The 26,408-nt window shown below is 67.8% G+C and carries 28 protein-coding genes; 15 read left to right on the plus strand and 13 right to left on the minus strand.

Annotated elements, in window-relative coordinates; genetic code table 11:
* Positions 1 to 125: 125 nt before the first annotated feature.
* A complete protein-coding gene (locus tag AB0B82_RS16245; protein WP_360168046.1) occupies positions 126 to 641 on the plus strand; it encodes a DinB family protein in 516 nt (171 codons plus the stop codon).
* 1 nt (position 642) lies between these two features.
* On the opposite strand, the gene AB0B82_RS16250 is transcribed toward AB0B82_RS16245, so the two are convergent.
* The gene (locus AB0B82_RS16250) at positions 643 to 957 is read right to left on the minus strand and encodes a metalloregulator ArsR/SmtB family transcription factor (RefSeq protein WP_360168049.1); all 315 of its coding nucleotides are present in this window, start codon (positions 955 to 957) and stop codon (positions 643 to 645) included.
* 61 nt (positions 958 to 1,018) lie between these two features.
* Here AB0B82_RS16250 and AB0B82_RS16255 point away from each other — a divergent pair, with 61 nt between their 5' ends.
* On the plus strand, positions 1,019 to 2,089 hold the full coding sequence (locus AB0B82_RS16255; protein WP_360168052.1) for an NAD(P)/FAD-dependent oxidoreductase: 1,071 nt from the start codon (positions 1,019 to 1,021) through the stop codon (positions 2,087 to 2,089).
* Between the two features lie 67 nt (positions 2,090 to 2,156).
* On the opposite strand, the gene AB0B82_RS16260 is transcribed toward AB0B82_RS16255, so the two are convergent.
* Positions 2,157 to 3,260, minus strand: coding sequence for an MFS transporter (locus tag AB0B82_RS16260; RefSeq protein ID WP_360168055.1), 1,104 nt, complete (start codon positions 3,258 to 3,260; stop codon positions 2,157 to 2,159).
* Positions 3,260 to 4,639: an FAD-dependent oxidoreductase gene (locus AB0B82_RS16265; protein WP_360168058.1), complete on the minus strand. Its 1,380-nt coding sequence runs from the start codon at positions 4,637 to 4,639 to the stop codon at positions 3,260 to 3,262. The genes AB0B82_RS16260 and AB0B82_RS16265 overlap by 1 nt, the downstream gene beginning before the upstream one ends.
* A 78-nt stretch (positions 4,640 to 4,717) precedes the next feature.
* Here AB0B82_RS16265 and AB0B82_RS16270 point away from each other — a divergent pair, with 78 nt between their 5' ends.
* Positions 4,718 to 5,074, plus strand: coding sequence for a metalloregulator ArsR/SmtB family transcription factor (locus AB0B82_RS16270; protein WP_360168061.1), 357 nt, complete (start codon positions 4,718 to 4,720; stop codon positions 5,072 to 5,074).
* Positions 5,075 to 5,076: 2 nt separating this feature from the next.
* The gene (locus AB0B82_RS16275) at positions 5,077 to 6,132 is read left to right on the plus strand and encodes an ArsO family NAD(P)H-dependent flavin-containing monooxygenase (RefSeq protein ID WP_360168064.1); all 1,056 of its coding nucleotides are present in this window, start codon (positions 5,077 to 5,079) and stop codon (positions 6,130 to 6,132) included.
* 18 nt (positions 6,133 to 6,150) lie between these two features.
* Here AB0B82_RS16275 and AB0B82_RS16280 read toward each other — a convergent pair whose 3' ends face one another.
* Genes AB0B82_RS16280 through AB0B82_RS16295 form a run of 4 tightly spaced genes read right to left on the minus strand, consistent with a single transcriptional unit; the run spans position 6,151 to position 8,631 of the window.
* On the minus strand, positions 6,151 to 6,552 hold the full coding sequence (locus AB0B82_RS16280) for an arsenate reductase ArsC (protein ID WP_360168067.1): 402 nt from the start codon (positions 6,550 to 6,552) through the stop codon (positions 6,151 to 6,153).
* Complete coding sequence (locus tag AB0B82_RS16285) at positions 6,549 to 7,283, minus strand: MIP/aquaporin family protein (protein WP_360168070.1); 735 nt, start codon at positions 7,281 to 7,283, stop codon at positions 6,549 to 6,551. The genes AB0B82_RS16280 and AB0B82_RS16285 overlap by 4 nt, the downstream gene beginning before the upstream one ends.
* Positions 7,280 to 7,948 (minus strand): arsenate reductase ArsC, encoded by a 669-nt coding sequence (locus tag AB0B82_RS16290; RefSeq protein ID WP_360168073.1) that lies wholly within the window; start codon positions 7,946 to 7,948, stop codon positions 7,280 to 7,282. Before AB0B82_RS16290 ends, AB0B82_RS16285 begins: the two co-directional genes overlap by 4 nt.
* A complete protein-coding gene (locus AB0B82_RS16295; protein ID WP_360168076.1) occupies positions 7,945 to 8,631 on the minus strand; it encodes a helix-turn-helix domain-containing protein in 687 nt (228 codons plus the stop codon). Before AB0B82_RS16295 ends, AB0B82_RS16290 begins: the two co-directional genes overlap by 4 nt.
* A gap of 70 nt (positions 8,632 to 8,701) precedes the next feature.
* Here AB0B82_RS16295 and AB0B82_RS16300 point away from each other — a divergent pair, with 70 nt between their 5' ends.
* The 4 genes from AB0B82_RS16300 (at position 8,702) to AB0B82_RS16315 (ending at position 10,776) form a co-directional block, all read left to right on the plus strand.
* The gene (locus AB0B82_RS16300) at positions 8,702 to 8,950 is read left to right on the plus strand and encodes a hypothetical protein (RefSeq protein WP_360168079.1); all 249 of its coding nucleotides are present in this window, start codon (positions 8,702 to 8,704) and stop codon (positions 8,948 to 8,950) included.
* A 71-nt stretch (positions 8,951 to 9,021) separates the two neighbouring features.
* Positions 9,022 to 9,321 (plus strand): hypothetical protein, encoded by a 300-nt coding sequence (locus tag AB0B82_RS16305; RefSeq protein ID WP_360168082.1) that lies wholly within the window; start codon positions 9,022 to 9,024, stop codon positions 9,319 to 9,321.
* Entirely contained in the window at positions 9,318 to 9,887 is a 570-nt protein-coding gene (locus tag AB0B82_RS16310; RefSeq protein ID WP_360168084.1) for a DUF6879 family protein, read from the plus strand. The genes AB0B82_RS16305 and AB0B82_RS16310 overlap by 4 nt, the downstream gene beginning before the upstream one ends.
* Before the next feature lie 10 nt (positions 9,888 to 9,897).
* Positions 9,898 to 10,776 (plus strand): helix-turn-helix transcriptional regulator, encoded by an 879-nt coding sequence (locus AB0B82_RS16315; RefSeq protein WP_360168087.1) that lies wholly within the window; start codon positions 9,898 to 9,900, stop codon positions 10,774 to 10,776.
* Between the two features lie 24 nt (positions 10,777 to 10,800).
* Here the strand turns inward: AB0B82_RS16315 and AB0B82_RS16320 are convergent, their stop codons facing one another.
* Both AB0B82_RS16320 and AB0B82_RS16325 read right to left on the minus strand, forming a co-directional pair.
* A complete protein-coding gene (locus AB0B82_RS16320) occupies positions 10,801 to 12,045 on the minus strand; it encodes a DUF4041 domain-containing protein (protein WP_360168090.1) in 1,245 nt (414 codons plus the stop codon).
* A gap of 242 nt (positions 12,046 to 12,287) precedes the next feature.
* On the minus strand, positions 12,288 to 13,466 hold the full coding sequence (locus AB0B82_RS16325) for a hypothetical protein (RefSeq protein ID WP_360168093.1): 1,179 nt from the start codon (positions 13,464 to 13,466) through the stop codon (positions 12,288 to 12,290).
* 237 nt (positions 13,467 to 13,703) lie between these two features.
* Here AB0B82_RS16325 and AB0B82_RS16330 point away from each other — a divergent pair, with 237 nt between their 5' ends.
* Positions 13,704 to 14,348 carry a tyrosine-type recombinase/integrase gene (locus tag AB0B82_RS16330; protein WP_360168096.1) on the plus strand — a complete coding sequence of 215 codons (645 nt, stop codon included), beginning with the start codon at positions 13,704 to 13,706 and terminating at the stop codon, positions 14,346 to 14,348.
* A gap of 13 nt (positions 14,349 to 14,361) precedes the next feature.
* Here AB0B82_RS16330 and AB0B82_RS16335 read toward each other — a convergent pair whose 3' ends face one another.
* Positions 14,362 to 15,678, minus strand: coding sequence for an acyl-CoA dehydrogenase family protein (locus AB0B82_RS16335; RefSeq protein WP_360168099.1), 1,317 nt, complete (start codon positions 15,676 to 15,678; stop codon positions 14,362 to 14,364).
* 86 nt (positions 15,679 to 15,764) lie between these two features.
* Between AB0B82_RS16335 and AB0B82_RS16340 the strand changes: the two genes are divergently transcribed.
* From AB0B82_RS16340 to AB0B82_RS16355, 4 genes are read left to right on the plus strand one after another with little or no spacing between them, the layout of a single operon-like run.
* Positions 15,765 to 16,499, plus strand: coding sequence for a TetR/AcrR family transcriptional regulator (locus AB0B82_RS16340; RefSeq protein ID WP_360168102.1), 735 nt, complete (start codon positions 15,765 to 15,767; stop codon positions 16,497 to 16,499).
* Positions 16,496 to 17,773, plus strand: coding sequence for an acetyl-CoA C-acetyltransferase (locus tag AB0B82_RS16345; RefSeq protein WP_360168105.1), 1,278 nt, complete (start codon positions 16,496 to 16,498; stop codon positions 17,771 to 17,773). Before AB0B82_RS16340 ends, AB0B82_RS16345 begins: the two co-directional genes overlap by 4 nt.
* Positions 17,774 to 17,781: 8 nt before the next feature.
* Positions 17,782 to 19,128, plus strand: coding sequence for a 3-oxoacyl-ACP reductase (locus AB0B82_RS16350; RefSeq protein ID WP_360168108.1), 1,347 nt, complete (start codon positions 17,782 to 17,784; stop codon positions 19,126 to 19,128).
* A gap of 1 nt (position 19,129) precedes the next feature.
* A complete protein-coding gene (locus AB0B82_RS16355; RefSeq protein WP_360168111.1) occupies positions 19,130 to 19,987 on the plus strand; it encodes a MaoC/PaaZ C-terminal domain-containing protein in 858 nt (285 codons plus the stop codon).
* A 33-nt stretch (positions 19,988 to 20,020) separates the two neighbouring features.
* Here the strand turns inward: AB0B82_RS16355 and thrS are convergent, their stop codons facing one another.
* The 3 genes from thrS to AB0B82_RS16370 form a co-directional block, all read right to left on the minus strand.
* Positions 20,021 to 21,364, minus strand: a complete 1,344-nt coding sequence (thrS, locus tag AB0B82_RS16360) for a threonine--tRNA ligase (protein WP_360168153.1) — start codon at positions 21,362 to 21,364, stop codon at positions 20,021 to 20,023.
* A gap of 54 nt (positions 21,365 to 21,418) precedes the next feature.
* The gene (locus AB0B82_RS16365; protein ID WP_360168114.1) at positions 21,419 to 22,264 is read right to left on the minus strand and encodes an acyl-CoA thioesterase II; all 846 of its coding nucleotides are present in this window, start codon (positions 22,262 to 22,264) and stop codon (positions 21,419 to 21,421) included.
* An 82-nt stretch (positions 22,265 to 22,346) separates the two neighbouring features.
* Positions 22,347 to 23,261 (minus strand): PAC2 family protein, encoded by a 915-nt coding sequence (locus tag AB0B82_RS16370; protein WP_360168117.1) that lies wholly within the window; start codon positions 23,259 to 23,261, stop codon positions 22,347 to 22,349.
* 209 nt (positions 23,262 to 23,470) lie between these two features.
* Between AB0B82_RS16370 and AB0B82_RS16375 the strand changes: the two genes are divergently transcribed.
* Both AB0B82_RS16375 and AB0B82_RS16380 read left to right on the plus strand, forming a co-directional pair.
* Positions 23,471 to 24,490 carry a hydroxyacid dehydrogenase gene (locus AB0B82_RS16375; protein WP_360168120.1) on the plus strand — a complete coding sequence of 340 codons (1,020 nt, stop codon included), beginning with the start codon at positions 23,471 to 23,473 and terminating at the stop codon, positions 24,488 to 24,490.
* Positions 24,487 to 26,403 (plus strand): DUF2264 domain-containing protein, encoded by a 1,917-nt coding sequence (locus AB0B82_RS16380; protein ID WP_360168123.1) that lies wholly within the window; start codon positions 24,487 to 24,489, stop codon positions 26,401 to 26,403. The genes AB0B82_RS16375 and AB0B82_RS16380 overlap by 4 nt, the downstream gene beginning before the upstream one ends.
* The last annotated feature ends 5 nt before the right edge of the window (positions 26,404 to 26,408 follow it).

The raw sequence follows: 26,408 nt of genomic DNA on the forward strand, positions 1-26,408 counted from the left end.
GTTTCTCAGCGTCCCACGTAGCAGTGACGTAGCAGTGACGTAGCAGCAATTTGCCTAGGGCAACTTATTTGGAGGCCGGTGAGCCCTCATCTGGCGCTCTTCGCCCAGGTGCGGATCATGGAGGTATGGACAGGCGGCTGGTTCACGACGAGCTTGAGCGGGTTCGTGCGGATTTCCGGAAGTTGGTGGAGTCGGCCGATGACGACGCCCTGCGCAGGCCGTCGAACGGTACGCGGTGGAACAATCGGCAGTTGCTGTTTCACATGCTGCTGGGCTACCTGATCACCCGTGCGCTACTTGGACTTGTCCGTATCTTCGGGCGGCTTCCGCGCGGGGCCAGCCGCGTCTACGCGAACGTGCTCAACGCCGCGACCCCGGCGTTCGACGAGGTGAACTTCCTCGGTTCGTGGGCCGCAGGCCACACGGTCAGCCCGGCGCGAATGGCCGTGATGCTCGACCATACGGTCGACAAGCTCCACCGCCGCCTTGACGCCGAGACGGACGCCGATCTCGCCCGCAGTATGCATTACCCGACCCGCTGGGACCCGTACTTCAAGGACTACATGACGCTCGCCGACGTGTACCACTTCCCGACTCAGCACTACGACTTCCACCGCCGCCAGTTGACGCTCGACGAGTGAGTCAGCAGCAGCCTTTCAGGTAGGCCTGGAGGTCGGCGAGAGCTTCGGCGGCACCTTCACGGTCGGCGCGGTAGAGGACGGTCTTGCCTTCACGGCGGGAGGTAACGATGGCACCGCGGCGAAGGATGTCGAGTTGCTGGGAAGCCGTGGACTGGCCAATGCCGGCTTGTTCGGCGACCTCGTTGACGGAGAGCTCGGCGCCGTGGGCGAACAGCAGCATGATCCGCTGTCGGGTCGGGCTCGACAGGGCCTTGAGGAAGTCGTGGGTGGCAGTGCGCAGCTCCGCGGGTAGCTGTGGGCCTGCTTGCTTCGCCATGTCGCCAGCGTAGCCAATTTCATCGTTTCGTCCTATCGGGATATTACGATATGTTGAGGTCATGAGAGACAACTCCGTGGTGATCATTGGTGGCGGCCAGTCGGGACTGGCGGGGGCGTTCGCGGCGCGGGATGCGGGACTGCGGCCGGTGGTGCTGGAGGCCGGCGAGCGCACGGTGGGGTCCTGGCCGGAGTACTACGACAGCCTGACACTGTTCTCCCCCGCCGGATACAGCGGATTCCCCGGCGCACCCTTCCCGGGTGACCCCGACAACTACCCGACCAGGGACGAGGTAGTGGCGTATCTGGATCGGCTCGCCGCAGGGCTCGATGCAGAGATCCACACGAACACGCGCGTGACGGCCGTCGAGAAGGACGGCACGGGCTTCCTCGTGCACACCGACGCAGACGTGCAACTCCAGACGAGCGCGGTCATCTGCGCAAGCGGCTCGTTCACCAACCCGCACATTCCGGACATCCCAGGTGAGTTCACCGGTCGGCTGTTGCACGTGGCGGGCTACCGCAGCCCGAAGCAGTACGCCGGTCAGCGGGTCGTCGTGGCCGGCGCAGGCAACTCCGCGATCCAGGTCGCGTACGAGCTTGCCGAGGTGGCGAACACGACGCTCGCCGTGCGGCGCCCAATCCAGTTCGTACCGCAGATCCGCGCAGGCCGCGACATGCACTACTGGCTGCACACACTTCGCCTCGACCTACTGCCGCCCTCGGTACTGAAACGGCTGATCCGCGGCACCCCGGTCTTCGACACCGGCATCTACAGCAACGCCCTGATGTCCGGGCTGCTCGACCAGCGACGCATGTTCACCCGCTTCGACGGCGACCAGGTGGTATGGGCGGACGGCACCGGCGAGCGAGTCGATGCTGTCATCTTCGCCACCGGCTACCGCCCCAACGTCGCCTACCTCACAGGCCTTGGCGCACTCGACAACACTGGCATGCCGCTCCACAAACGCGGCCTCTCATTGACCCACGAACGCCTGGCATACCTCGGCATCGAATTCCAGCGCTCGTTCTCATCGAACACGCTGCGCGGCGTCGCCCGCGACGCGAAGTACGTCGTACGCGCTATCGCAGACGGCCGCGACACAGCCAGGACCCGACTTGGGTCAGTCTGATCCCGCAAGGTCCGCTGCCATTTCAGGTGCCGCGACCCGAAGCCAGCCAAATCGGGCGCACTCCGTCTCACCGGCGAGTTGCCTGCGCGTCGGCAGGCAGCCGCTGTACAAGGAACAGCAGCAGACCGGCGACGACGCAGGCTGTCGCGACCAGTAGAACGAGCGTCCGGTAGCCCACCGCGGCCGCGAGCAGTGCGCCGCCCAGCGGCGCGGTGGCCTTCGCGATGAGGATCGGCGCGGCCAGCGTGCCCGAGATCGTGCCGTAGCCGGTGGCGCCGTACCTCTCGAGCAGGATCGCCGGAGTGGCGATCGAGGCGACGCCGAAGCCGAGACCGAACAGCACCAGGCACGCGATCGCGCCGAGCAGATCGCGACCCAGGACAGGCAGCAGCGACATCGCCGCACCTTGACCAACGAGAATGGATCCGACGATCGTCGCCATGGGCAACACTCTCGTGGAGAGCATGGCGACGACCCGGCCCGTCACCGACATGAGCCCGAGCAGACCGGCCAGGGTGGCGGCGACGACGGCCGGGTGGCCGAGAGTGATGAGGTACTGCACGAGGTGTACGGCGATGACGGCCAGTGCCGCGCCGTGGAGCACGAAGGTTGCGGCGAGCAACCAGAACGCCGGGTCCCGCAGTACCCAGGTCGGTGATGCGCGACGCTGTCGTGTGCGATGGCCCGCGGTGGAGGCGCGGCGCAGCCCGATGCCGTGCAGTGGGACGGTCAGCGCCGCCAGCAGGATCGCGAGCGTGACAAGTGCTGGTCGCCACTGGATCCGGTCGACCAGTTGTCCGGTCAGTGGGATGAAGATCGAGCTCGCGAATCCGGCGACCAGCGTGATGCCCAGCAGCGCCCGCGCGCGGCGTGCGGGCTCGGTCGCCGCGACGACCACCGCGAACGCAGGCTCGTACAGCACCATCGCCGACGCCACACCAATGAGCACGAACACGCCGTACAGCTGAACGGCGTTCTGAACCTGCGACCACCCGAGCACCGCTGCCGAGCCGACCGCGGATCCAACCGTCATCAGCCCGTGTCCGCCGCGGGCGTCCAGCCAGCGCCCGACAGGGATCGACAGCCCGACGGTCTGCGTGACCGCGAGCACACCGACCAGCCGTCCGGGGCCGACCACCGCACGAGTGGTCAGCCCCGGAGTTGTGGTCATCAGTTGCAGCAGCCCGACTGCGTGCTGGGCTTGGACTCGACCACGGTCAGCAGTCCGCCGCTGATTCCGGTCGCCAGGCCACGGCCCACCGGCGCCTCGACGCTGACCGGCGCCGGGCCGCAGCAACCACCTGTAGCCTCGTCGGCGGAGTCGCCGTATGCCAGGTTCGACGAGCACACACCGGTCTCCGGCAGGTTCAGCTGGACGTCGCGTGCGGCGTCCCAGTCACCGGCCAGCGCGGCTACAACTGAACGGGCCTGCTCGTAGCCGGTCGCCAGGAGGAATGTCGGCGCCCGCCCGTACGACTTCGCTCCGACCGCGTAGTACCCCTGCTCCGGATGCGCCAGCTCATCGACGCCGTGCGGCGGGACCGTCCCGCAAGAGTGCTGATTCGGGTCGATCAACGGCGCCAGCGCCCGCGTCGAACCCAAGATCGGGTCCAGGTCGAGCCGCAGCTCGCTCACCATGTCGTGGTCCGGCCGGAACCCGGTCGAGTTCACCACCGTGTCCACCACCACCTGCTGGTCCCCGGCCGTCAGCGCGACCCGGCCGTCCGCCGTGCGAGCCATCGACTCGGTCCTGAAGCTGCTCATCAGTTCCACCCGGCCCGATTGCACCAGCCGCTTCAGCCGGGCGCCGAGCGCACCGCGTGCGGGGAGCTCGTCAGCCTCGCCACCGCCGTACGTCCGCACCTGGTCCGTGCCCCGAACGACCCAGATCACCTCCGTCCCCGGCTCATGCTCGGCCAGCTCGCCCAGCTCCAGCAAGGTGGTCGCGGCCGAGTGACCAGCACCGACAACCGCGGTACGGCGACCAACGAAGCGCTCACGGTCGTGCCCGAACACATCCGGCAGCGCGCGCGAGATCGCGGCCGCGACCTCGGCCTCGCCACGTGCCGGGATGCCCGAAGCCCCGAGAACGTTCGGACGGCGCCACGTACCCGCCGCGTCGATCACGGCCGAGGCCACGACCTCCTCACCGTCGGCCAACCGCACCAGGAACGGCGCCGATTCGCGTCCCGCCGTACGGATGCGGTCATACCCGACGCGGGTCACCGCGATCACTTCGGCGCCGTACCGGATCCTGTCGCCGAGTGTCTTCGCCAGCGGCGCAAGGTACTCGTCGATCAGGTCGCCACCGGTCGGCAACGCGTTCAGGTCCGGCGCGACCCAGTCGCCCTGCTCGAGCAGCCGGCGCGCGGCACCGTCGATGTCGTAGCGCCACGGGCTGAACAGCTTCACGTGCCGCCACTCGTCGATCGCCGCAGCCACGCTCGGACCCGACTCCAGGACCAGGAACTCGAGCCCACGTTCGGCCAGATGCGCCGCCGCAGCCAGTCCTACCGGCCCTGCTCCGATGACTACCACCGGCTCTGTCACGATCACCCTCCATACTGTCTAGAAGTTCATCTAATCAGGAAGCTTGCCTGTTGATTCGACAAGAGTCAAGATAGATCCATGTCTAAACAGCTGCCGGTTCTCGCCACCTGCTGTACGCCGATCTCCGAGGCGGCACTAGAGCCGGCTCAAGCAGCAGAAGGCGCGGCAGTCTTCAAGGCGCTGGCCGATCCGATCCGGTTGCGGCTGATGTCGATCATCGCGTCGGCCGGCGACGAGATCTGCGTCTGCGACATCACGCCCCACTTCGACGTCAGCGGCCCGACGATCTCGCACCACCTCAAGGTGCTCCGCGAGGCCGGACTGGTCGACTGCGAGCGCCGCGGCACCTGGGTCTACTACTGGCCGATCCCCGAACGCCTGACCTGGCTCTCCGCCCTGCTCGCCACGCCCGCTACCGCCACCGCCACCGCCTGACGATGGAGGCAGCACCGCGCGAGGTGCGGGCGGTGGTCATCGGAGGCGGCCAGGCCGGGCTCGCGACCGGGTACTACCTCAGGCGGTCCGGTCTGACGCCGGGCCGGGACTTCGTCATCCTGGACGCGGCGACGACGGTCGGCGGCGCCTGGGCCAGGATGTGGCCCACGCTGCGGACATTCTCGCCCACGCAGCACTCGTCACTGCCTGGGTGGATGATGCCGCCGTGGACCGGCGACGGTGGATACCCGCCGGCCGCACATGTCGTCGACTATCTCACGCGGTACGAGGAGCGCTACGACCTCGACGTACGACGGTCCGTGTCGGTTGAGTCGGTCAGCCGCGGCGAGAAACTCGTCGTGCACACCAGCGACGGCGACTGGTTGGCCGACCACATCATCTCGGCGACTGGTACGTGGTCAAGGCCGTTCGTGCCGACGTACCCCGGATCGTTCGTTGGGCGCCAGCTGCATACGGCCGGCTATCGGCGTGCGGCCGACTTCGCCGGTGAGCGTGTGCTGATCGTCGGCGGCGGCAACTCGGCCGCTCAGATCCTGGCCGAAGTCTCGCAGGTCGCCGACACCACCTGGGTGACGCTGCGTCCGCCTCGGTTCCTGCCCGACGACGTCGACGGCCGGGCGCTGTTCGAGATCGCCACCAGGCGGCACCGGGTCCGGCAGCTCGGCGAGCCCGACACCGGCGGGGTCGCGGGACTCGGTGACATCGTCATGGTCGACAGCGTGCGCGATGCTCGCGACCGCGACGTCCTGCATGCCCGCCGGACGTTCGCACGCCTGATCGAGCACGGTGTCCGCTGGACCGATGGCGGCGAGTCGACGTTCGACACCATCGTCTGGTGCACCGGGTTCCGACCGGCACTCAGCCACCTGAGCCGCCTCGGCCTACGTGGGCCCGACGGCCTGATCCCGACCCATGGCACACAGGCGATCAACGAGCCGCGCCTCCATCTGATCGGGTACGGCGACTGGACGGGCCCCGCCTCGGCGACACTCATCGGCGCCGGTCGCGCCGCCCGCGATCTGGTCGCCGGACTCTGACCGGCCAGATGGCAGGCGTCAGGAGGCCTGCAGCTCGCCGACAAGCTTCTCGACGCGCTGGCGGATCTCGTCGCGGACCTGGCGGACGACCTCGATCGGCTGCCCGGCCGGGTCGGTGAGCTCCCAGTCCTCGTACCGCTTGCCCGGAAACACCGGGCAAGCGTCACCGCAGCCCATCGTCACAATGACATCGCTGCCCTTCGCGACGTCGTACTCGAGCTTCTGCGGGACCGCGCCGGTGATGTCGATGCCGACCTCACCCATCGCCTCGACCGCGACCGGGTTGATCTGGTCCTTCGGTTCCGAACCGGCCGAGCGGACCTCGACCGAGTCGCCCGCCAGCTGCCGCAACCAGCCCGCGGCCATCTGCGACCGGCCGGCGTTGTGGACGCAGACGAACAGAACACTTGGCTTGCTCACTTGGAAGCTCCAGTCGTGACTTCATGGGGGATGACAACCGCATCCGCAGCCTGCGCGGCTCGCGGGTACAACAGGGCCAGCAGGCCCATACCGACCGCGGCTCCGACGAACTGGGCGATGACGAAACCGGGGATCGACGCCGGGGCGATCCCGGCGAAGGTGTCGCTGAACGCCCGCCCGATCGTGACCGCCGGGTTGGCGAACGACGTCGACGACGTGAACCAGTACGCCGCCCCGATGTAAGCACCGACCGCCGCCGGCGCGAGCGCGGCACGACCGGAGTCCGCCAGCGCGAAGATCAGCACGATCAGCCCGGCCGTCGCCACGACCTCGCCGAGCCAGAGGTGTCCGGCGGCCCGTTCCGTCGTCGACCACGAGACCGCCGCCTCGTCGTACATCAGATTGGCCAGTACGGCGCCCAGGATCGCGCCGCTGATCTGCACCGGGACGTACGCCGCCAGGTCTCGCGCCGACAGCCCGCTGCCGGTCCCCCGCCCGAGCCACCAGTCAACGGCCGACACCACCGGGTTGAAGTGCGCGCCGGACACCGGGCCGATCATCAGGATCAGCACAGCCAGTCCGAGCGTGGTCGCGAACGAGTTCTCCAGCAACTGCAGGCCGACATCGTCCGGCGACAGCTTCGCCGCGGCGATGCCGGAGCCCACGACGACGGTCACCAGCAGACCGGTTCCAAGGCCCTCGGCAACTACCCGGCGCCACAGCGGCGTCATCGGCCGCTCACCACAGGTACGGCGAGCTCGCCGAGCAGACCGCGTACGCGGCGCTCGATCTCGTCACGGATCGGGCGGATGCCGGCCACCTCCAAGCCGGCGGGATCGTCCAGATCCCAGTTCTCGTAGCGCTTTCCGGGGAAGATCGGGCACGCGTCGCCGCAGCCCATCGTCACCACGACGTCGGCGGCGCGAACCACCTCGTCGGTCCACGGCTTCGGGTACTCGGCCGAGATGTCGATGCCCCGCTCGGCCATCGCGGCGACCGCGGCCGCATTCACCTCGATGCCCGGCTCCGAACCACCCGACCAACCAACCGCCCGATCACCGGCCAGGTGCTCGAAAAATCCCAACGCCATCTGACTGCGACCCGCGTTGTGCACGCAGAGGAACAGCACCACCGGCCGGCCGGCGTCGTGATGCCCCTCGACCTTCGCCAGCGCGGTCAGCCGCTGCCGCGCGAACCGTTCCGCCAGCAACGGCAGGAAGTTCGGGATCGTGCTCCCTTCCGCGAACTGGTCGTAACTCGAATGCAAGAACCGCTCAATCGTCTCCGCCCCGTAGAACTCGGCGAACTGCTCCCGCAACCGGGTCGCCGCCGTACGCAGCGCGAGTTGCTGATCGTTCGACAGATCCTTGCGGTGGTACCTCACGACTTCGGTCATGATGCCGTCCCCTTCGAAACCAGCGGCACCAGCCGATCGATCCGGCCGGCGATCTCGTCGTACGCCGCCTCGAAGGCCGCATCCGTGTCCGCCGGCGCCGGATCCGGCACCGACCAGTGCACCCGCGGCCGTGCCTCGACCGGCAGGTGCTCATACGCGATGTCGCACACCGCGATCACCAGATCGTCGGGCTTCACCACGTCGGCGACCTGAGCGGTCTTCCACTCCTGCGGGTCCAGCCCGCGGCGACGCGCCACCTTCACCGCCCGCGGATGCACCCGCTCCGCCGGTCGCGTCCCTGCCGACGCCGCCGGCACCTGACTACGCCCCGCCCAGATCGCCGCCGCCAACTGCGACCGCGCGGAGTTGTGCGTGCACACGAACACCACCCGCGGCACGTCCTCCAGCGACGGACTCACCGCCGACGCCAACCGCTCCGGAACCAGCCGCACGTACGTCCGCCGATGATCCCCCTCCGAGCGTCCCCGCACCACCAGCCCAGCCTCCTGCAGCACCTTCAAGTGATGCGCCACCAGATTCGTCGGCATCTCCAGCAGCGCACCCAACTCCCCCGGCGCCGCGTCCCCGATCGTCAACGCATCCACGATCGCCAGCCGCGCCGGATCCCCGAGCGCCGCATGCACCGCCGCCCGCTCCACCAGAGAAATCCGCTCAACGCTCATTGCCTCAATGATCACTGAGCTATCGGTCCCCGTCAACTCGCAGCGGAAGCCACCGGCCATCCGTGGCGGTGTGACCGATATCGCCATCGTTCCCCTCACCGCACCGGACTGGCCCGGCGTCGAAGCCATCTACGCCGAAGGCATCGCCACCGGCCACGCCACCTTCGAAACCGCGCCACCCACCTGGGAAGCCTTCGCCGCTGCCAAACTCTCCGACCACCGCCTCATCGCCCTCAACCACGACGGCACCGTCGTCGGCTGGGCCGCCGCCAGCCGGATAGGGCAGGAGATCGCGCTCAACCGCCGCCCTGGCCGATGACTACAACGCTAAGGAGCGGTCCGCGCGAGCTGAAGAAAGTTGCTTGCAATTTCTCGTGAAGGTGTTGACTGTTGCGCGAGCGTTCCCGCACGCTGAGTGAACAGCCGGATCGCCTCACCCAGGAGATTGCACATGGATCACAAGCAGCCCAACAGCTCGAACACATCGCCACTGACCCGAACACCGGGAAGGACGGCTGCCCGTCGTACTACGCGACCGACGACGGCCGATACATCGTGCAGGGCTACAAGCTCACCAGCGACCACGCCCGCGGCCAACTCGTGAACTTCCCCCACGGCGAGGACGCGGTCATCATCACGAAGGGCCTCGCCGACCTGATCGTTGCTCACCACACCGGTACGACGGCGTGACCGACTCGACCTTCGTCAGCGCCGGACCGGAATTCGTCCAGTTCGCCCGCAGCTACCAGCACACGGCGTACCGGCTGGAGGTGCGGGACAACTACGCCGACCCCGGTGAGGCCCAACACGTCCGGAACTTCGTCGCAGGACAGCCTGGCGACGACTCCTGGATGGAAGACTGGTTGGGCCTGATCCTCCGGCGCACGCTGGAGGGCCAGCGCATCGAGCGCGTCCGCGTCATCACCGAACCGTGGTCCGACTACACCCGCTTCGGACTCAACCTGTCCCGGCTCAACACCGCAGCAGGCGAAGACATCCGCTACATCGCACGCGACCGCGCGGACGAGCTGGGCCTACCGACGTACGGCTACTGGCTCCTCGACTCGCACAAGATGTGCATCCTTCGCCATGACGACCAGGACGTACTACTCGGCGCCGACGTGATCCATGACCCCGCGGTGATCGTCGAACACGCGCACTACCGCGACGTCGCGCGGCGGTTCGCGTTGCCCCGGGCCGACTATCTTGGCACCTTCGACGACGAGTTCCTCCGCAAGAACAACATCAACAAGTAAGCGAGCTTGGGTGTCCAGTTTCCAGCGAGCGCGCGAAGCGCTCGGCAACCGGCTTCGGGAGATGCGGCTGGACGCCCACCTCACCGGCCGCCGCCTCGCCAGCGAGGCCGGCTGGCCGCCGTCCAAGATCTCCAAGATCGAAGCCGGCAGGCAGACACCGTCCGACACCGACGTCACCACCTGGGCCCGGATCTGCGATCGCGAGCAACTCGTCCCGGAACTCGTCGCGACCCTGCGGTCACTGGAGCAGCAGTACGTCGAGTTCCGCCGCATGTTCCGGACCGGACTCCCTTCCCGGCAACGATCGATTGGCGAGATCGAGTCGAAGACCGAACTCACCCGCAACTTCGAGCCGTGCTTCGTCCCCGGTCTGCTCCAGACAGCCGAGTACGCCAGGTACCGATTCGCAGAGGGCGATCCCGACGAGTCCGAACGCGGCGTACCCAAGAGCGAAGCTGAACTCGAAGAAGCCATCGCCGCTCGCATGGACCGACAACGAGTCCTGCACCGCGGCGACAAGAGATTCCACTTCGTCATGACCGAAGCCGTACTCCGCTACCAGGTTTGCCCACCCGACGTCATGACCGGCCAGATCGGCCACCTCATCTCGATGACCACACTTCCGACCATCCGCGTCGGCATCATCCCGTTCGGCGTGCCACTCAGCGTCGGCCCACTCCACGGCTTCTACCTCTACGACAACAAACTCGCGATCGTAGAACTCTTCACCGCCGTGCTCAACATCAGCCAGTCCGACGAACTCGCAGCCTACGAACGGGTCTTCGGCCACCTGGCCAATGCAGCTGCCTACGGCAACGACGCCCGAACCATCCTCACGCGAACGCTCGGCCAGTCACAGGAAGCCCACCACACAACCGCCGGCGAGTGAGGAACGAGGGCAGCAACTCACTTACTAAGCCCGAGCCGGCCATGTGGCGTGACTCTGAAAATACTGTGTGGCTTCCGGTGCCTCTGAGAACTCCAGCAAGCTGCCGACCTTGGCGGCAAGGATCTCTCGCACCTCAGTCGGTGTTGCGAAGAAGAACTCTCGCCGGAGATTGACCTGGTTCAGCCGCCGATCCGCAAATACTGCGTGGAGTTCGTTCTCCAATGTGACCGCATCATCGGAGAAGTACAGTGCGTGAACATCGAACGGAAAGGGAACCGAGGCGTCGCCCAGCTCCCGGATCCGATCGAGCGGCTCAAGCCTCCGCGTGAGCCCGATCTTGACGACATCCTTGCCGAATGCACCGATATTGCTGATGACATAGACGTATCCGGCCCGGATGTTCGCGGCCCGGAAGTCATTCAGCTCGATTGCCTTGTCGATCTCGCCCAGCCGGGCTTCGAGCTCGACCGCCTCCTCGAGCTTGCCCTGTTCCCTCAAAGCCTGCAGCGCGTTCAGATAGTGGGTTCGCTCCTTGTCGAGGCGTTCACGCTCGGCCGCAAGTTCCTGTTCTGCTTTGCGCTCCTCACGGAGTCGCTCGCGTTCCTCGCGCGCTTGCTCGCGCTCCTCCTGCACCTTCATCAGGTAGTCCGCGGTGAGTTCGATCTCCTCGAGTCTCAGAGCGTGATAGTCCGGGGAGATCCTCATCTCCATCATGCTGCCCAGCCGCGCGATGGTCTCAACCGAGGCTTCGAGACGCTTCTTCGCAGTTGCCACGGCACCGGCTCGCAGGGACCGGACGCAGTTGTCCGCCTCGGCGTTGTAGGCCCGGAGCATCAACTTGGCGAAGTCAGCTGTCATCTTCCTCCCCTTCGCCAGGGAGTTGTTGTACGAGAACATGTCCGATGCGAGTACAGCTTCCTTGGAGCGAACGCGCGTCTTGATCTGCTCGCGCAGGCCGGCAAGCCGTACCCTGTAGGCGTCGGCGTTCTCCAGCGGATGGTGGTACTCGTAGATGCCAACTTGCTGCAGCAGCAGCGCATCGTCCAGCTCCACCAGCTGTGCGCGAAGATCCGCTGCCGACTGTTCCAACTCGTCGCGCACATCCGGCGGGTCCTGACGCCGCAGCTTGTCAGCCGACGCACGCAGATCGGCCAGAGTCTTCGTTGCTTCAGCGATCTCGTCTTGCACCGCAGCCAGTCGGCCGCGCTCGACCGTCAGAGCGTTGTCTTCGGCAAGCGGCACCGTCGACTCAGTCAAGATGTGCTCCACCGGGACAGGTTCAGCGTCAACTGGTGGGACTTCGGCGGGCTCGGTCACTGGCGTAGGAGCACGGTGCTTCGCTCCCAGTGAATCAGCCTGCTCTTGACGGTCCGGAACCCAGAATGCCCAGTCGGGTGGGGCCGGTGGCCAAGACGGGTCCGGCAACCAGCCGTCTGGCGGCTCCCATCCCTCAGGAGGCGGCGGCCAGCCTGGAGGAGCGTTGAACCTGAAGCCTCGCATGTCCCCTCCCCTCAGTGCCCGCGTACGCCGGCCGAAGTGTCGATGCCTGCGAGGGCATGCGGATTCTTCGAGACGACCGCCTTGAGGTACTTCAACGTCTCCGCAGGCGTGACCCTGGCCAGATCGATCGCGCAGAACGTCGTACGATCCACAGCTACCGCGATGAGCGGCGTAAACGCCTCTCGCCCCGTAGCTGGGTCGACATGCGCGACTCCACCAGCGAGGGAGATGCTGTCGATCTTCCCGTCGCGGTCCGACTCCCAAACTTCGTGCAGCGTCCTCAGAACCATGTTCTCGACCACCGACGAGTACCGGTCACGTTGCTCCTTCACCGTCTGCAGGGACTCGGTGATCTCGTCCTTGGCCTTCACATATTTGTACTGGCGGACCGTAGGGAGGGCACTCGGTTGCGGGAAGGTCAGGCTGACGCGAAGCTCGCGCGATTCCTGGTCGTACTCGTAGTCGACGCCCCAGGGGAAGCTGTCGGGATACACCGAGTTGCCGAATACAATCCCGACGTACTCAGTCACCGCGTCCTGCTTCCCCGCCTGGAAGTTGTGAATCAAGGTGTCAAGCTCAGCATTCGCGGCATCAACCTCGGCCTGGCGGGCCTGGCACTCCTTGTCATATTGCGACCGATCCGAGGCGAGGTGCTGAAGCCTCTGCTCCTCGGCGGCGGTGTGCGCCGTCAGTTGCTCCAGCTGTCGCATCGGGATCGATGCCGAGTACGCCTGCCACTGCCGATGCTGCTCTTCGAACGCTGCCCGCGCCGCAGCCACCGATGCAGCATGCTTCTTCTTGCCGGTGAGTGCGGACAGGCCCTTTGGGGCCTCCGGCTGCACGAACACCGGCTCAGGCGGCACCTGAATCGGAGCCGGCGAAGAAATCGGAGCCAGGTACTTCGATTCGAACGGCGGATGCGAGGCTGACTTCCGCAACTTCTCCAGGTCGACGTAGTCGTCGACCTTCAGCGTCGCTTCGAGGATGCTGTCGATCTCCGCCAACTGCATCTCCAGGTGTGCGTTCATCGCCCCAACCTTGGACTCCTGTGCGGCGATGTGAAGTCGTTTCGCCTCCCGCTCAGCCTCCGCAGCAGCCCTCGCGTCAGCCTTTGCTGCCGCGGCCATGGCCCTCTGAGCAGCATTGAAGGCACGCTCGGCCTCCCGCTGCGCTCGCAACTGCTCCCTCACAGCCGCAGCTTGCGCCCGCTCACGCTCGCGCTGCGCAACCGCAGCCTGGTGTTGCAGCTCCGCGAAGAAACCACGCCTTCTACCCATTTCCACCCCAAAGGCACACGCGTCGGACCGACGCTCCATCCCCTAGGCCCACACCCCATGAGCCTCCTGTGCAACGTGCACCATAGTTGCAATCCGTGACCAAATCCACCCTTCAAGCGACCGCTTCAGCAAAAGAACACCTTGGCCCTCGTGCATGGAGCGTCGGAGATCGCTGTCGATGACGAGGCGATCAAGAAGAATCCGGCCAAGGGTCGGGCGGCCAAGGTGCCGGCGGAGAAAGGCGGGAGAACTGTCGCCTGGAGCGACGATGTGGTGCTCCGGATCGTCGAGGGTCACGCACCGGAGTACCGGCCGATCGCGTCGGTCGGAGCGGCGTGTGGGCTGCGGCAGGGTGAGTTGTGGACCGATGACAAGCACATCCGGGCGCGGACGTACGACGAGCTCGTTTGGAAACCGGCGCTGTTCTACGCGGGTGTCATCGCGGCGCCGAAGACGGATCGGCGGGGGCGGCGGCAGTACGTGTCGAGCCGGGAGAACGGGATGCACGCTCTGCGGCACTACTTCGCGAGTATCACCCTCGCGGACGGCGTCAACATCAAGGAACTGGCCGAGTACCTAGGCCACAGCATCCCGGGGTTCACGCTCAGGCTCTACACCCACATGCTGCCGTCATCGCATGAGCGGGCGCGGAAGGCGGTCGACTCCAGACTGTCCCGTCTCTTCTCTCTGAAATCCCACGTAGCAGTCACGGAGCAGGCCGTTGTCCGCTCCCCTACTGCCTCCTGGGAGCCGGACGACGGCCTGGACACTGACCAACCTCAAATCAGCCTGTGACCTGCGGAAACACCTACCGGATGCGCATGCCTGAGATCGCGCGGGCGATGACCAGGCGCTGGATCTCTGAGGTGCCTTCGAAGATGGTGTAGATCTTGGCGTCTCGGTGCATGCGTTCGACCGGGTACTCGCGGGTGTAGCCGTTACCCCCCAAGATCTGAATGGCCTCTTCGGTGACCTTCACCGCCACTTCGCCGGCCTTGAGTTTGGCCATGGAGCCTTCGCCGTGCCGGTAGTCGGGGGTTTCGCCGCGCATCAACGCCGCCGACATGTTTGCAGCGCGCCAGACGAGCAGGCGGGCGGCGTCGATTTCCATGGCCATGTCGGCGAGTTTGAAGGCGATGCCCTGGTTGTCGATGATCGGGCGGCCGAACTGTTCGCGGGTCTTGGCATAGTCCAGTGCGACCTCGTACGCCGCTCGCGCGATCCCGACGGCCTGCGCGCCGACGATGTGGCGGGTCATCTCGAAGGTGGCCATCGACGCGTTGCGGCCGTTCGAAGGACGGCCGGACGCCTCGCGCGCACGGGCCAAGCGCTCGTCCAGTTTTTCCTTACCGCCGAGCACGCTGCCTGCCGGAATACGGACGTTGTCGAAGAAGACGTCAGCGGTGTGCGATGCCCGCAGACCGTGCTTGCGCAGCTTCGTGCCCTGCTCGAGCCCGCGGACCTCGGACTTCGGTACGACGAACGCAGCTTGACCCTTCGTACCCAGTGAAGGATCGACAGTGGCGACCACCACATGGATGTCCGCGATCCCGCCGTTCGTGGCCCAGGCCTTCTGCCCGTTGATCACCCATTCGTTCCGGGCCTCGTCGTACACAGCCCGAGTGCGGATGGCCGACACATCAGACCCAGCCCCGGGCTCCGACGAGCAGAAGGCAGCCACCTTCACGTCGTCAGGCGTGCCGTAGCACCGCCCCATCCACTGGCTCCACTGCTCCGGCGTCCCGTTGGAGAAGATCGCCGATGATGCGAGGCCGGTCCCCTTCAACGACATCGCGATGCCGGCGTCGCCCCAGAACAGTTCCTCGTGGACGAGCGGCATCAGCAGGCCGGTCGGGTCGACGAACAGATTGACGTTCATGTCGAGGCCGTAGATGCCGACCTTGGCGGCTTCCTGGATGATCGGCCAGGGCGTCTCCTCGCGCTCGTCCCATTCGGCGGCCGCGGGGCGGATGACTTCGGCGGCGAAGGTGTGGGCCCAGTCGCGGATCTCGCGCTGCTCGTCGTTGATCGCCAGCGAGAACGTACTCCAGTCGGGCTTGGAGCGTTCCGCGCCGAGCTCGCCGGCCAGCGTCATGACGTCCGCGGAAACAACAGGGTTGCTCATCGACCATCCTCACAACTCAGGACATGTTACCGACGAGTGTAACTGTCGTTTGCAGCGAGAGGTACCACTGTGGCTAAGATCGACGCATGAGCTCCGCGCTGCTCGCGATCGGACGCCGCCGCACCACGGCGGAGCGTCGGCGCGACCGGGAGCGGGACATCATCCGCGCCACCCGGGAGCTGTTCGACGAGCGTGGCACGATCGACGCGCAGATCGACGACATCGCCAAGCGGGTCGGTATCAACAAGGCGTTGATCTACCGGCACTTCGCCGGCAAGGAGGAGCTGTTCGCGCTCACCCTGGTCGACTACCTCGGCGAGCTCGACGACCGGCTGGCCGCGGCCGGCAACTCGCGCCGGACGCCACTCAACCGGCTGAAGGATCTCACCGAGGCGTTCGTCGACTTCTGCCTGGAGTACCCCGCGTTCACCGACTGCGCGATGAGCTTGCTGCGCCGGACCGGTGACGAGCTGTTCGGCGAGATCACCGAGCCGGTGATGGTGAAACTCGGTACGGCGATGGCCGCGCCGCTGGACCGGATCGCCCAGGTGCTCGACGCCGGGCAGCGTACCGGGGTGTTCGACGAGGTCGACACCGCGTACCTGGCGAACCATCTCTACACGCAGACCCTCGGATCGTTGCACATGGCAAGAGTCGGGCTGATCGTGTCGGGCAGCTGGCCCGGCCACCCGGTGGTGCATCATGCCGATGTCGGCACCGTCCGGTCGACCGCGATCACCGCGACGCTGGCTACCGCGGTGGGACGTAAGGCCCTGACAACCAAGAAGACCCGCTCCGCTAGAGCAGGAGAGACATCGTGACCGAACCCCGCAAGGTGGCCGTGGTCGCCGGCAACCGGATCCCGTTCGCCCGGCAGGACAAAACTTACCGGCACGCCTCCAACTCGGACATGCTCACCGCCGCGCTGAACGGTCTCGTCGACCGCACCGGCCTGGGCGGCCAGGAGGTGGGCGAAGTCGTCGCCGGCGCGGTGCTGAAGCACGCCCGCGACTGGAACATGGTGCGCGAGGTGGTGCTCGGGTCGAAGCTCGCGCCGACCACCCCGGCGTACGACATCCAGCAGGCGTGCGGCACCGGTCTGGAAGCGGCGATCCTGGTCGGGAACAAGATCGCCCTCGGCCAGATCGACGCCGGTATCGCGGGCGGCGTGGACACCGCGTCCGACGCCCCGATCGCGGTCAACGACCGGCTCCGCAACGTCCTGCTCGACCTCAACCGCGCCAAGACGTTCCAGGACCGGCTGAAGGTGCTCGCCCGGGTTCGTCCGAAGGACGTCGTACCGGAGATCCCGCGCAACGCCGAGCCGCGGACCCGCAAGTCGATGGGTGATCACGCGGCGCTGACCGCGCTCGAGTGGGGCATCACCCGCGAGGCGCAGGACGAGCTCGCGTACCGCTCCCACCTCAATCTCGCGAAGTCGTACGACCGGGGTTTCCAGGACGACCTGATCACGCCGTACCTCGGCCTCGAGAAGGACCAGAACCTGCGGACCGACACCACCCCGGAGAAGCTCGCGAAGCTGAAGCCGGTGTTCGGCAAGGGCGAGACCGCGACGATGACGGCCGGGAACTCGACGCCGCTGACCGACGGCGCGTCGACGGTCCTGCTGAGCACCGACGAGTGGGCCGCCGCGCACGGGCTGCGGCCGCTCGCGTACCTGACGCACTCGCAGACCGCCGCGGTCGACTACGTGAAGGGTGCCGAGGGGCTGCTGATGGCGCCGGCATACGCCGTTCCGCGGATGCTGGCCCGCGCCGGGCTGACGCTGCAGGACTTCGACTACTACGAGATCCACGAGGCCTTCGCCTCCCAGGTACTGGCCACGCTGAAGGCGTGGGAGGATCCGATCTTCTGCAAGGAGCGGCTCGGCCTGGACGCGCCGCTCGGCGAGATCGACCGCGACAAGCTGAACGTGAACGGCGGATCGCTGGCGGCGGGGCACCCGTTCGCGGCGACCGGCGGGCGAATCGTGGCCGCACTGGCCAAGCAACTGGACGAGAACGGTGGCGGCCGCGGATTGATCTCGATCTGCGCCGCGGGCGGCCAAGGTGTCGTCGCCATCCTCGAGAAGTAGGAGCTGAGATGACGGATCGCTACCAGACCTTCACCAAGACGCCGCTCGGCAAGACCCTGGTGAAGAACCTGGGTCTGCCCGACCCGGCACCGCTGCCCCGCTGGACCGCGGGCGCGCCGGTGGTCGACGGGCAGGTCGTCTTCGGCTCGATCGGTGAGACTGACGCCGGCAAGGCGATCCAGGCCCTGCTGCGCGACATCGGCGCCTCGTTCAGTACGGCGACCGAAGGCGTCGCGTCGAGCGAGATCCGCCCGAAGGCGCTCGTCTTCGACGCGACCGGCGCCGCCTCGACCGCGGACCTGAGCAGCCTGCAGCGGTTCTTCTCGCCGCTCGTCCGCCAGTTGGCCCCGGCCGGCCGCGTGATCGTCGTCGGCCGCACGCCGGAGCTCGCCGGCACTCCCGAGCAGCACGTCGCGCAGCGCGCACTCGAGGGATTCACCCGCAGCCTTGGCAAGGAGGTGAAGCGCGGCGCCACCGTCAACCTCGTGTACGTCGCACCGGACGCGCACGAGCAGCTCGACTCCACGCTGCGCTTCTTCCTCTCCCCCAAGTCGGCGTACGTCGACGGTCAGGTGGCCCGGATCGGGACCGGACCGCTGGTCAGCAACGACCCGGACAAGCCGCTCGACGGCCGTACGGCGCTGGTCACCGGAGCCGCCCGCGGGATCGGGGCCGCGATCGCCGAGACGCTGACCCGGGACGGCGCGACCGTGATCGGCGTCGACGTACCGCAGAACGCGGACCCGCTGCGCAAGGTGATCTCCCGGCTCGGCGGCACCGAACTGCTCCTCGACGTCACCGCCGTCGACGCGCCGCAGCGGATCGCGGCGCACGCGAAGGAGCAGCACGGCGGCCTCGACATCGTGGTCCACAACGCCGGCATCACGCGCGACCGACGGCTCGTCAACATGCGGACCGAGGTCTGGGATGCCGTCCTCGACGTGAACCTGCGCGCCCCCGAGCGGATCACCAAGCACCTGCTCGACTCCGGCACGCTGCGCGACGGCGGCTCGATCATCGGCGTCTCGTCGATGGCCGGCATCGCCGGCAACAACGGCCAGACGAACTACGCAACATCCAAGGCCGGCATCATCGGCCTGGTCCAGGCGTACGCACCGCTGGCGGCCGAGCGGCAGATCCGGATCAACGCCGTGGCACCCGGGTTCATCGAGACCGAGATGACCGCGAAGATCCCGTTCGCGATCCGCGAGGTCGGGCGGCGGATCAACTCGCTGCAGCAGGCCGGGCTGCCGATCGATGTCGCCGAGACGATCGCCTGGTTCGCGGACCCGGCCTCGGCGGGCGTCACCGGCAACGTGATTCGGGTCTGCGGCCAGAGCATGCTGGGAGCCTGAGATGCCGACCCGACGGTACGACGACTCGCCCGGGTTCGGCTCGCTCTACGCACGCACTGTGCGCGCCACCTTGCGGCGCGCCGACTACGAGCCGGACGAGGACGGGCTGACGCTCGAGCTTCCCCGCACGGCGATCGACCAGGACCACCTGCAGAACTATCGCGAGGTCACCGGTTTCCAGGCCGGCCCGGCGCTGCCGCCGACGTACCCGCACGTGCTCGCGTTCCCGCTGCACCTGGACCTGATGTCCGACCCCTCGTTCCCGTACAAGCCGATGGGCATCGTGCACCTGTCCAACACGATCACCCAGAAGCAGCCGATCCCGCTGCACGCGGAGCCGTCGATCCGCGTGCACAGTACGCCGGAACGCCCGCACCCGAAGGGCACCGTCTTCGACATCGTCAGCGAGGTGTTCGTCGATCACGACCTGGTGTGGAGCGACCTCACCACGCTGCTCAGCCGCTCCTCCGGAACGCCCGACGCGCACGCCGATCTGCTGCCCGACCCGGTGCTCAGCCCGAGCGCCTGGTGGGATCTGCGCGGCAACCTCGGCCGCCGGTACGCCGCGGCGTCCGGCGACCGGAACCCGATCCACCTGTTCAAGCTGACCGCTCAGGCGTTCGGGTTCCCGCGCCAGATCGCGCACGGTATGTGGGCCAAGGCCGCCGCGCTCGCGTCGCTGCAACGGGCCGGCGCGCTGCCGGACGCGTTCACGGTCCGCGTGGACTTCCGCAAACCGTTGCTGCTCCCGTCGCGCGTCGGTTTCGGCTACCAGCAGACCGGCACGACGGTCGACTTCGCGCTGTACGACGAGAGCCACGACGTGACGCACATGATCGGGCAACTCCAGGCGAAGTGAACCTCCAGGAATGCAGAACCCCGGAAAACACGGTCAAATCCGCCCGGAATCGGCACTTCTGCATGCGTGGGGGTCCGCCAACCGCCTGATCCGGTCCAGCACCTCCCCGATCGGCGCCGCGTCCCGCTTGCTCCCGTCGCGCTCACGCACCGCGAGCTGACCGGCGGCTGCCTCACGCGCACCGATCACCGCCGCGTACGGCGCCAACCGGTTCTCGCGGATCCGCGCACCCAAGCTGCCTTCGTCCGCATGCGCCACCTCGACGCGCAAACCACGATCCGACGCCCGCCGAGCCACCTCCAGCGCGAGCTTCTCCTCGTCGTCCGAGATCGGCAGCACGACGAGCTGTACCGGCGCCAGCCACGCCGGGAACGCGCCACCGTGTACCTCGATCAGCTGACCGACCGCGCGCTCGATGCTGCCGACGATCGCCCGGTGCACCATCACCGGCCGATGCTTGTTGCCATCAGCACCGATGTACTCGAGCCCGAACGCGGCCGGCTGATGGAAATCGAGCTGGATGGTCGACAGGCTGAACTCGCGGCCCGCCGAATCCTCCATCTGGACGTCGATCTTCGGACCGTAGAACGCCGCATCCCCCGGCGCGTCCTCGAAATCGACGCCCGCATCCTTCAGCACCCCGCGCAGCAACTCGGCCGCGCGCGCCCAGCTCTCCGCGTCACCGACGTACTTGCTCGCCGGACTGTTGAACTCGGCATCCATCGACGGCAACGCCAGCACGTACCGCGATGCCTCGAGCCCCATCAAGCGGTACGCGTCCTGGATCAACTCGAACGCCGCCGCAGCCTCCGCCGCGACCTGGTCGAGACGGCAGAAGATGTGCGCGTCGTTCAGTTGCATCGCGCGCACCCGACTCAGACCGCCGACGGCGCCCGACAACTCGGAGCGGTACTGACCGCCGAGCTCCGAGATGCGCAACGGGAGTTCGCGGTAGCTGTGTGAGCGGGAGCGGTACATCAGCGCGTGGTGCGGGCAGATGCTCGGGCGCAGGACGAGTTCCTCGCCGCCGATGTCCATCGGCGGATACATGTCGTCCTGGTACTTCGCCCAATGCCCGGAGATCTCGTAGAGCTCCTTCTTGGCGAGCACGGGCGAGTACACCTGCTGATAGCCGGCTCTTCGCTCGACCTCGGCGACGTAGCTCTCGAGGGCGCGGCGTACGGCGGCGCCCGCGGGCAGCCAGTACGGCAGGCCCGCGCCGATCAACGGGTCGGAGTCGAACAGGCCGAGTTCACGGCCGAGTTTGCGATGGTCGTACATGGCGGTCTCCTCAGATGACGATGGGGCGAGGGACCACGGGAACGACGAAGCCCCGGGGCACTCGCCCCGGGGCTTCGATGAACAGTCAGCTGTCAGCGCGCCGGGACGGACTCCGGCGTCGTCGTGACTACAGCGCGCATGAACATGCCTCTACGTTAACAGATCGGCGTCCAGGCCCACAGGACGAATCAGCCCCTCCTGCGCGACCGACGCGACGAGGTTGCCGTGTTCGGTGTAGAGCCGACCGGTCGCGAAGCCGCGCGCGCCGGACGCCGACGGCGAGGACTGGTCGTACAGCAGCCACTCGTCCGCACGGAACGCCCGGTGGAACCAGAGCGCGTGATCCAGCGAGGCCGGCTGGACGCGACGGTCACCGATCACGATGCCGTGTGGGAGCAGACTGGCACCGAGCAACGTCAGGTCACTGGCGTACGCGAGCACGCACGCATGCAGCGCCGGATCGTCCGGAAGCTTGCCCGCGGCACGGATCCAGAACTGGCGTCCGGTCACCCCGGCAAGCCGGACGTCGAGCGCCGACCACTCCCGATCCCACTCCGCCGCCGATCGCCCCGACTGCGCCTCCAGCACGGTCGCCAGCCGCGGCGCCTCGTCCGGCGGTACGGCGTCGTCCGGCATCGGATCCTGATGATCGAGGCCCGGCTCCGGGCGCTGGAACGACGCGGACATGTAGAAGATCGGCTTGCCGTGCTGCGACGCGACCACGCGGCGACTGCTGAACGTCCCGCCGTCGCGAGTCGGCTCCGCTCGGTACACGATCGGTACGGAGGTGTCACCGGCGCGCAGGAAGTACCCGTGCAGTGAATGCACCATCCGCTCGGGGTCGACGGTCCGCGCGGCCGCGACCAGCGCCTGACCGAGCACCTGACCGCCGAACACGCGCTGCATCGAGGTCTGCGGCTGACGGCCGCGGAACAGGTCGACGTCGATCAACTCCAGGTCGAGCAGCTCGACCAGATCCTCCAACGACTCGGGCATGCCTCATCCTGACAGAACGCAGGCGAAAAACGGCGACCGGAGAACGTGATGTTCCCCGGCCGCCATCAGTAGGTCACGAGGGTCAGTCGTTGTCCTCGCGGTTGAGTTCGGCGAGGAACTGCTCGACCTCGGCACCCAACTCGTCCGCCGACGGGGTCGAGTCCGCGAGCAGGCTCTTGCGGCTCACTGAGCCCGCGGCCGCGTCGTACTGCGTCTCGAGCGCCTTCACGACCGCGGTCGCGTCATCGGAGGCCTCGACCTGCTCGTCGACCAGGCGGCCGGTGACGGCGGCCTCGTCGAGCAGCGCCTTGCTGGGGAGCAGCAGGCCGGTCGCCGCGGAGACCGCGTGCACGAGCGCCAGCGCGGCACCCGGGAAGCGGTTCTCGGCGAGGTAGTGCGGGACGTGGACGGCGAAGCCCATCGCGTCCTTGCCGGCCTCGCCGAGGCGGACCTGCAAGAGCGTCCCGGCGCTCGCCGGCAGCCGCATCTCGCCGTCCCAGATGTTCGACCGGGTGACCAGCTCGGGCCGCGTTGCGTGCGCGGTCAGGCCGAGCGGGCGGGTGTGCGGGACACCCATCGGGATGCCGTGCACACCGATCGTAAGCGTCACGTTGTACCGCTCGATCAGTTGTCGCACCGCACCGGCGAACCGGTCCCAGTGGTTGTCCGGCTCGGCTCCCTCGAGCAGCAGGAAATCGACTCCGGCGTCGTCGGTCACCAGGTGCAGACTCAGGTGCGGCGGCTCGTAGTCGGTGAACCGGTCCTCGGCGAACGTCACCTCGGGACGCCGGGCCCGGTAGTCGTGCAGGAGGTCGACGTCGAACCGCGCCAGCAGGCGGTGGTCGAGCACCTCGAGCAGGTGGTCCGCGGTCACCCGACCGGCCTGGCCGGCGTCCATGAACCCGTCCAGCGAGTGCACCAGCACCTTCGGCGTCGCCGCCGGGCCGGTTGCCACCGACTCGTCGACGATCTCGTAGAGGTCGTCCGGTCGCAGCATCGTCGTCTCCTTCGCGCAATTACCGACTGGCCCTTCCATTGTCCCCAACACGGGGACCGCGCCGACAAATTCCGTCCCCGGGAAAGTCGGGGCAAAGTCGCCGGAAAGTCGCGGGAAGATCGCCGGAGAACCTGCCGGGACCTCCCCCGCGTCCCAGAACCCGGCGGGCCGCGAGACAGCGATGGAAAGCGCTTGCTAGGTTGGTCGTCGTGAGCCGTGAACCTGATTCCGCCCTGACCGTCATGACGGCGATGAACGACGCCACGCGCGACCGCGTGCTCGTGCCGCAGGTCCGGCAACGCCTCGAGGCGGTCGCCACCGTGCTACCGGTCGGCCCCGGCGCGGCCGGTTTCCTCGACGATCCCGCCGTACGGGCGGCGCTCGCGGACGTCGACGTCCTGCTCACCGGGTGGGGCTGCCCGCGGATCGGGCCGGAGGTCCTGGACGCGGCGCCGAAACTGCAGGCGATCCTGCACGCGGCCGGGTCGGTGAAGGGGATCGTGGATCCAGTGGCGTTCGACCGCGGCATCAAGGTCTCGTCGGCAGCCACGGCGAACGCGCAGCCGGTCGCCGAGTTCACGGTCGCGGCGATCGTGATGGCCGGGAAGCGGGCGTTCCGGCTCGCGGCGCAGTACCGGCTGGAGCGCAGTAAAGCGGACCCGCACGGGATGCCGGGCAGCTACGGGACGACGGTCGGTCTGCTCGGCGCGTCCCGGATCGCGCGGATGGTCGCGGAGCGGCTGCGCGGATTCGACCTGCACGTGCTGATCAGCGATCCGTACCTGACCGCGGACGAGGCGGCCGCGCTCGGTGCCGAGCTGGTCGACAACGACACGCTGTTCCGGCGCAGCGACATCCTCAGCGTGCACGCGCCGCTGCTCCCCGAGACCGTCGGCCTGGTCGACGCCCGGCTGCTCGGTCTGCTGAAGGACGGCGCGTCGCTGATCAACACGGCGCGCGGCAAGATCATCGACTCCGGGGCGCTGATCCAGGAGTGCGCGAGCGGCCGGATCGACGCGATTCTCGACGTCACCGACCCCGAGCCGCTGCCGTCCGACTCGCCGCTGCTCGATCTCCCGAACGTCTTCGTCACCCCGCACGTCGCCGGCGCGGTCGGCAACGAGATCGCCCGCCTCGGCGAACTCGCGGTCGGCGAGCTCGAACGCCTCACCGCCGGCCGGCCGCTTCAGCACGCCATCAGCCCGACCGAACTAGGGAGACTCGCATGAGCCGCCTGATCCTGCCCGACACCGACCGGGAACTGTCGCGACAAACCGGGTGGGTGCGGGCGCATTGGGAGGCGCTCGCGGATCATCTGCTCGATTCGCTGGTTCCGTACTTCTCCCCCGGTGCGTCGCTGGTCGAGCTGCCCGGGAGGCCGAGCCGGTCGGGTACGGCGTCGGACGCACTGGAAGGTTTCGCCCGGTCCTTCATGCTCGCCGCGTTCCGGATCGCGGGTGTGCAGGGCAAGGGCTGCGAGGACCTGATCGAGCGGTACGCGCGCGGCGTTGCGAACGGCGCGAACCCGGACCATCCGGAGTCGTGGCTGCGACTCACGCCGCGGTCGCAGCAAATGGTCGAGGCCGCGGCGATCGCGGTGTCACTGCACGAGACCCGCCCGTGGATCTGGGACCGCCTCGACACCCGTGCGCAGGAGCAGGTCGCGGAGTGGCTCGGCGGCTTCATCGGATCGACGACCCACGACAACAACTGGCGGCTGTTCCAGGTTGTCAGCGAGCAGTTCCTCGCGTCGGTCGGTGCGCCGTACTCACAGGAGGACATCGACGGCGGTCTCGACCGGATCGAGGACTGGTACGTCGGCAACGGCTGGTACTCCGACGGCGACGGGCAGAACTTCGACAACTACATCGGCTGGGCCATGCACCTGTACCCGGGTCTGTGGGCGCGGATGGCCGCCGCCACACCGGGAGCGCAGTACGAGGACCGCCTGAAGCTCTACCAGGAGCGGATCAAGCTCTTCCTTGAGGACGCCGTCCACCTGGTCGGGAACGACGGTGCGCCGGTCTATCAGGGCCGCTCGCTGACGTACCGGATGGCGGCCGCGACGCCGTACTGGATGGGCGCGATCCTCGATTCGACCCCGCTGACACCGGGTCAGACACGTCGCCTGTGTTCGGGCATCGCGCGGCACTTCGTGCAGCACGGGGTTCCCGACGAGCGCGGCGTCCTGACGCTCGGCTGGTACGACACGTTCCTGCCGACGACGCAGCAGTACTCCGGACCGGGGTCGCCGTACTGGGCGTCGAAGGGGTTCGTCGGGCTGATCCTGCCGCCGGAGCACCCGGTGTGGTCGGATCCGGAGGACTCGGTCCCGCTCGACGACGCCAACCAGCTGAAGGCGATGCCGGAACCGGGCTGGATCCTGCACGGAAGTCGCCACGATCAGGTGGTGCAACTGGTCAACCACGGCGCCGACCATGCGCCGGTCGCGGAGCCCGAGGGCGTCGAGCCGGCGGGAGATCCGCACTACAACCGGCTCGCGTACGCGAACCACGCCGGCCCGGACCTGTCCGACCACGAGCCGCACGTCGACAACCTGATCTCGCTCGTCGCCCCCGACGGCGCAGCCAGCGGCCGCGGCCGGATCCGCCGCCTCGGCGTCGACGGTCACCGCGCCTCGTCGTGGCACCGGGCCTGGCTCGGCTCCGACGGCCCGTTCGCGATCGAGATCACCTCGGTCGTCCGCAACGGCTGGGAGATCCGGTGTGCGCTCGTCGAGGGCCCCGCGGGTGCGCTCGTCCGCAGCGGCGGGTTCGCGGTCGCCGGCGAGTCCTTGCCAGACGCAACAGTCAGTGAGCGGACCGCCGCGGCCCGCAACTCCGACGGTCTCGTCTCGGCGGTCGTCGGCCTGTACGGATACGACGAGGCGGGCGTGCACCGCGGACTCGGCGTCAACCCGTACGGCGCGCACTCCGCCACGCCGTACCTGACCGCGCCGCACCGCGGCGAACCGCTCGTCCTGGTGAACGCGGTCGTCCTCACCCGGGACGCGCTGCGGCCGGAGGCGCTTGCCGAGGGCATCGACGTGCGCGTCGACGGTACGACGGTGCGCATCGAGCTTCCCGGCAGCGACGTCGAGACGGTCGAACTGGGGCAGCACACCACCGTGTCGACGCGGTGACCGTT

The sequence above is a fragment of the Kribbella sp. NPDC048915 genome (assembly GCF_040649595.1).
GTDB lineage: Bacteria > Actinomycetota > Actinomycetes > Propionibacteriales > Kribbellaceae > Kribbella.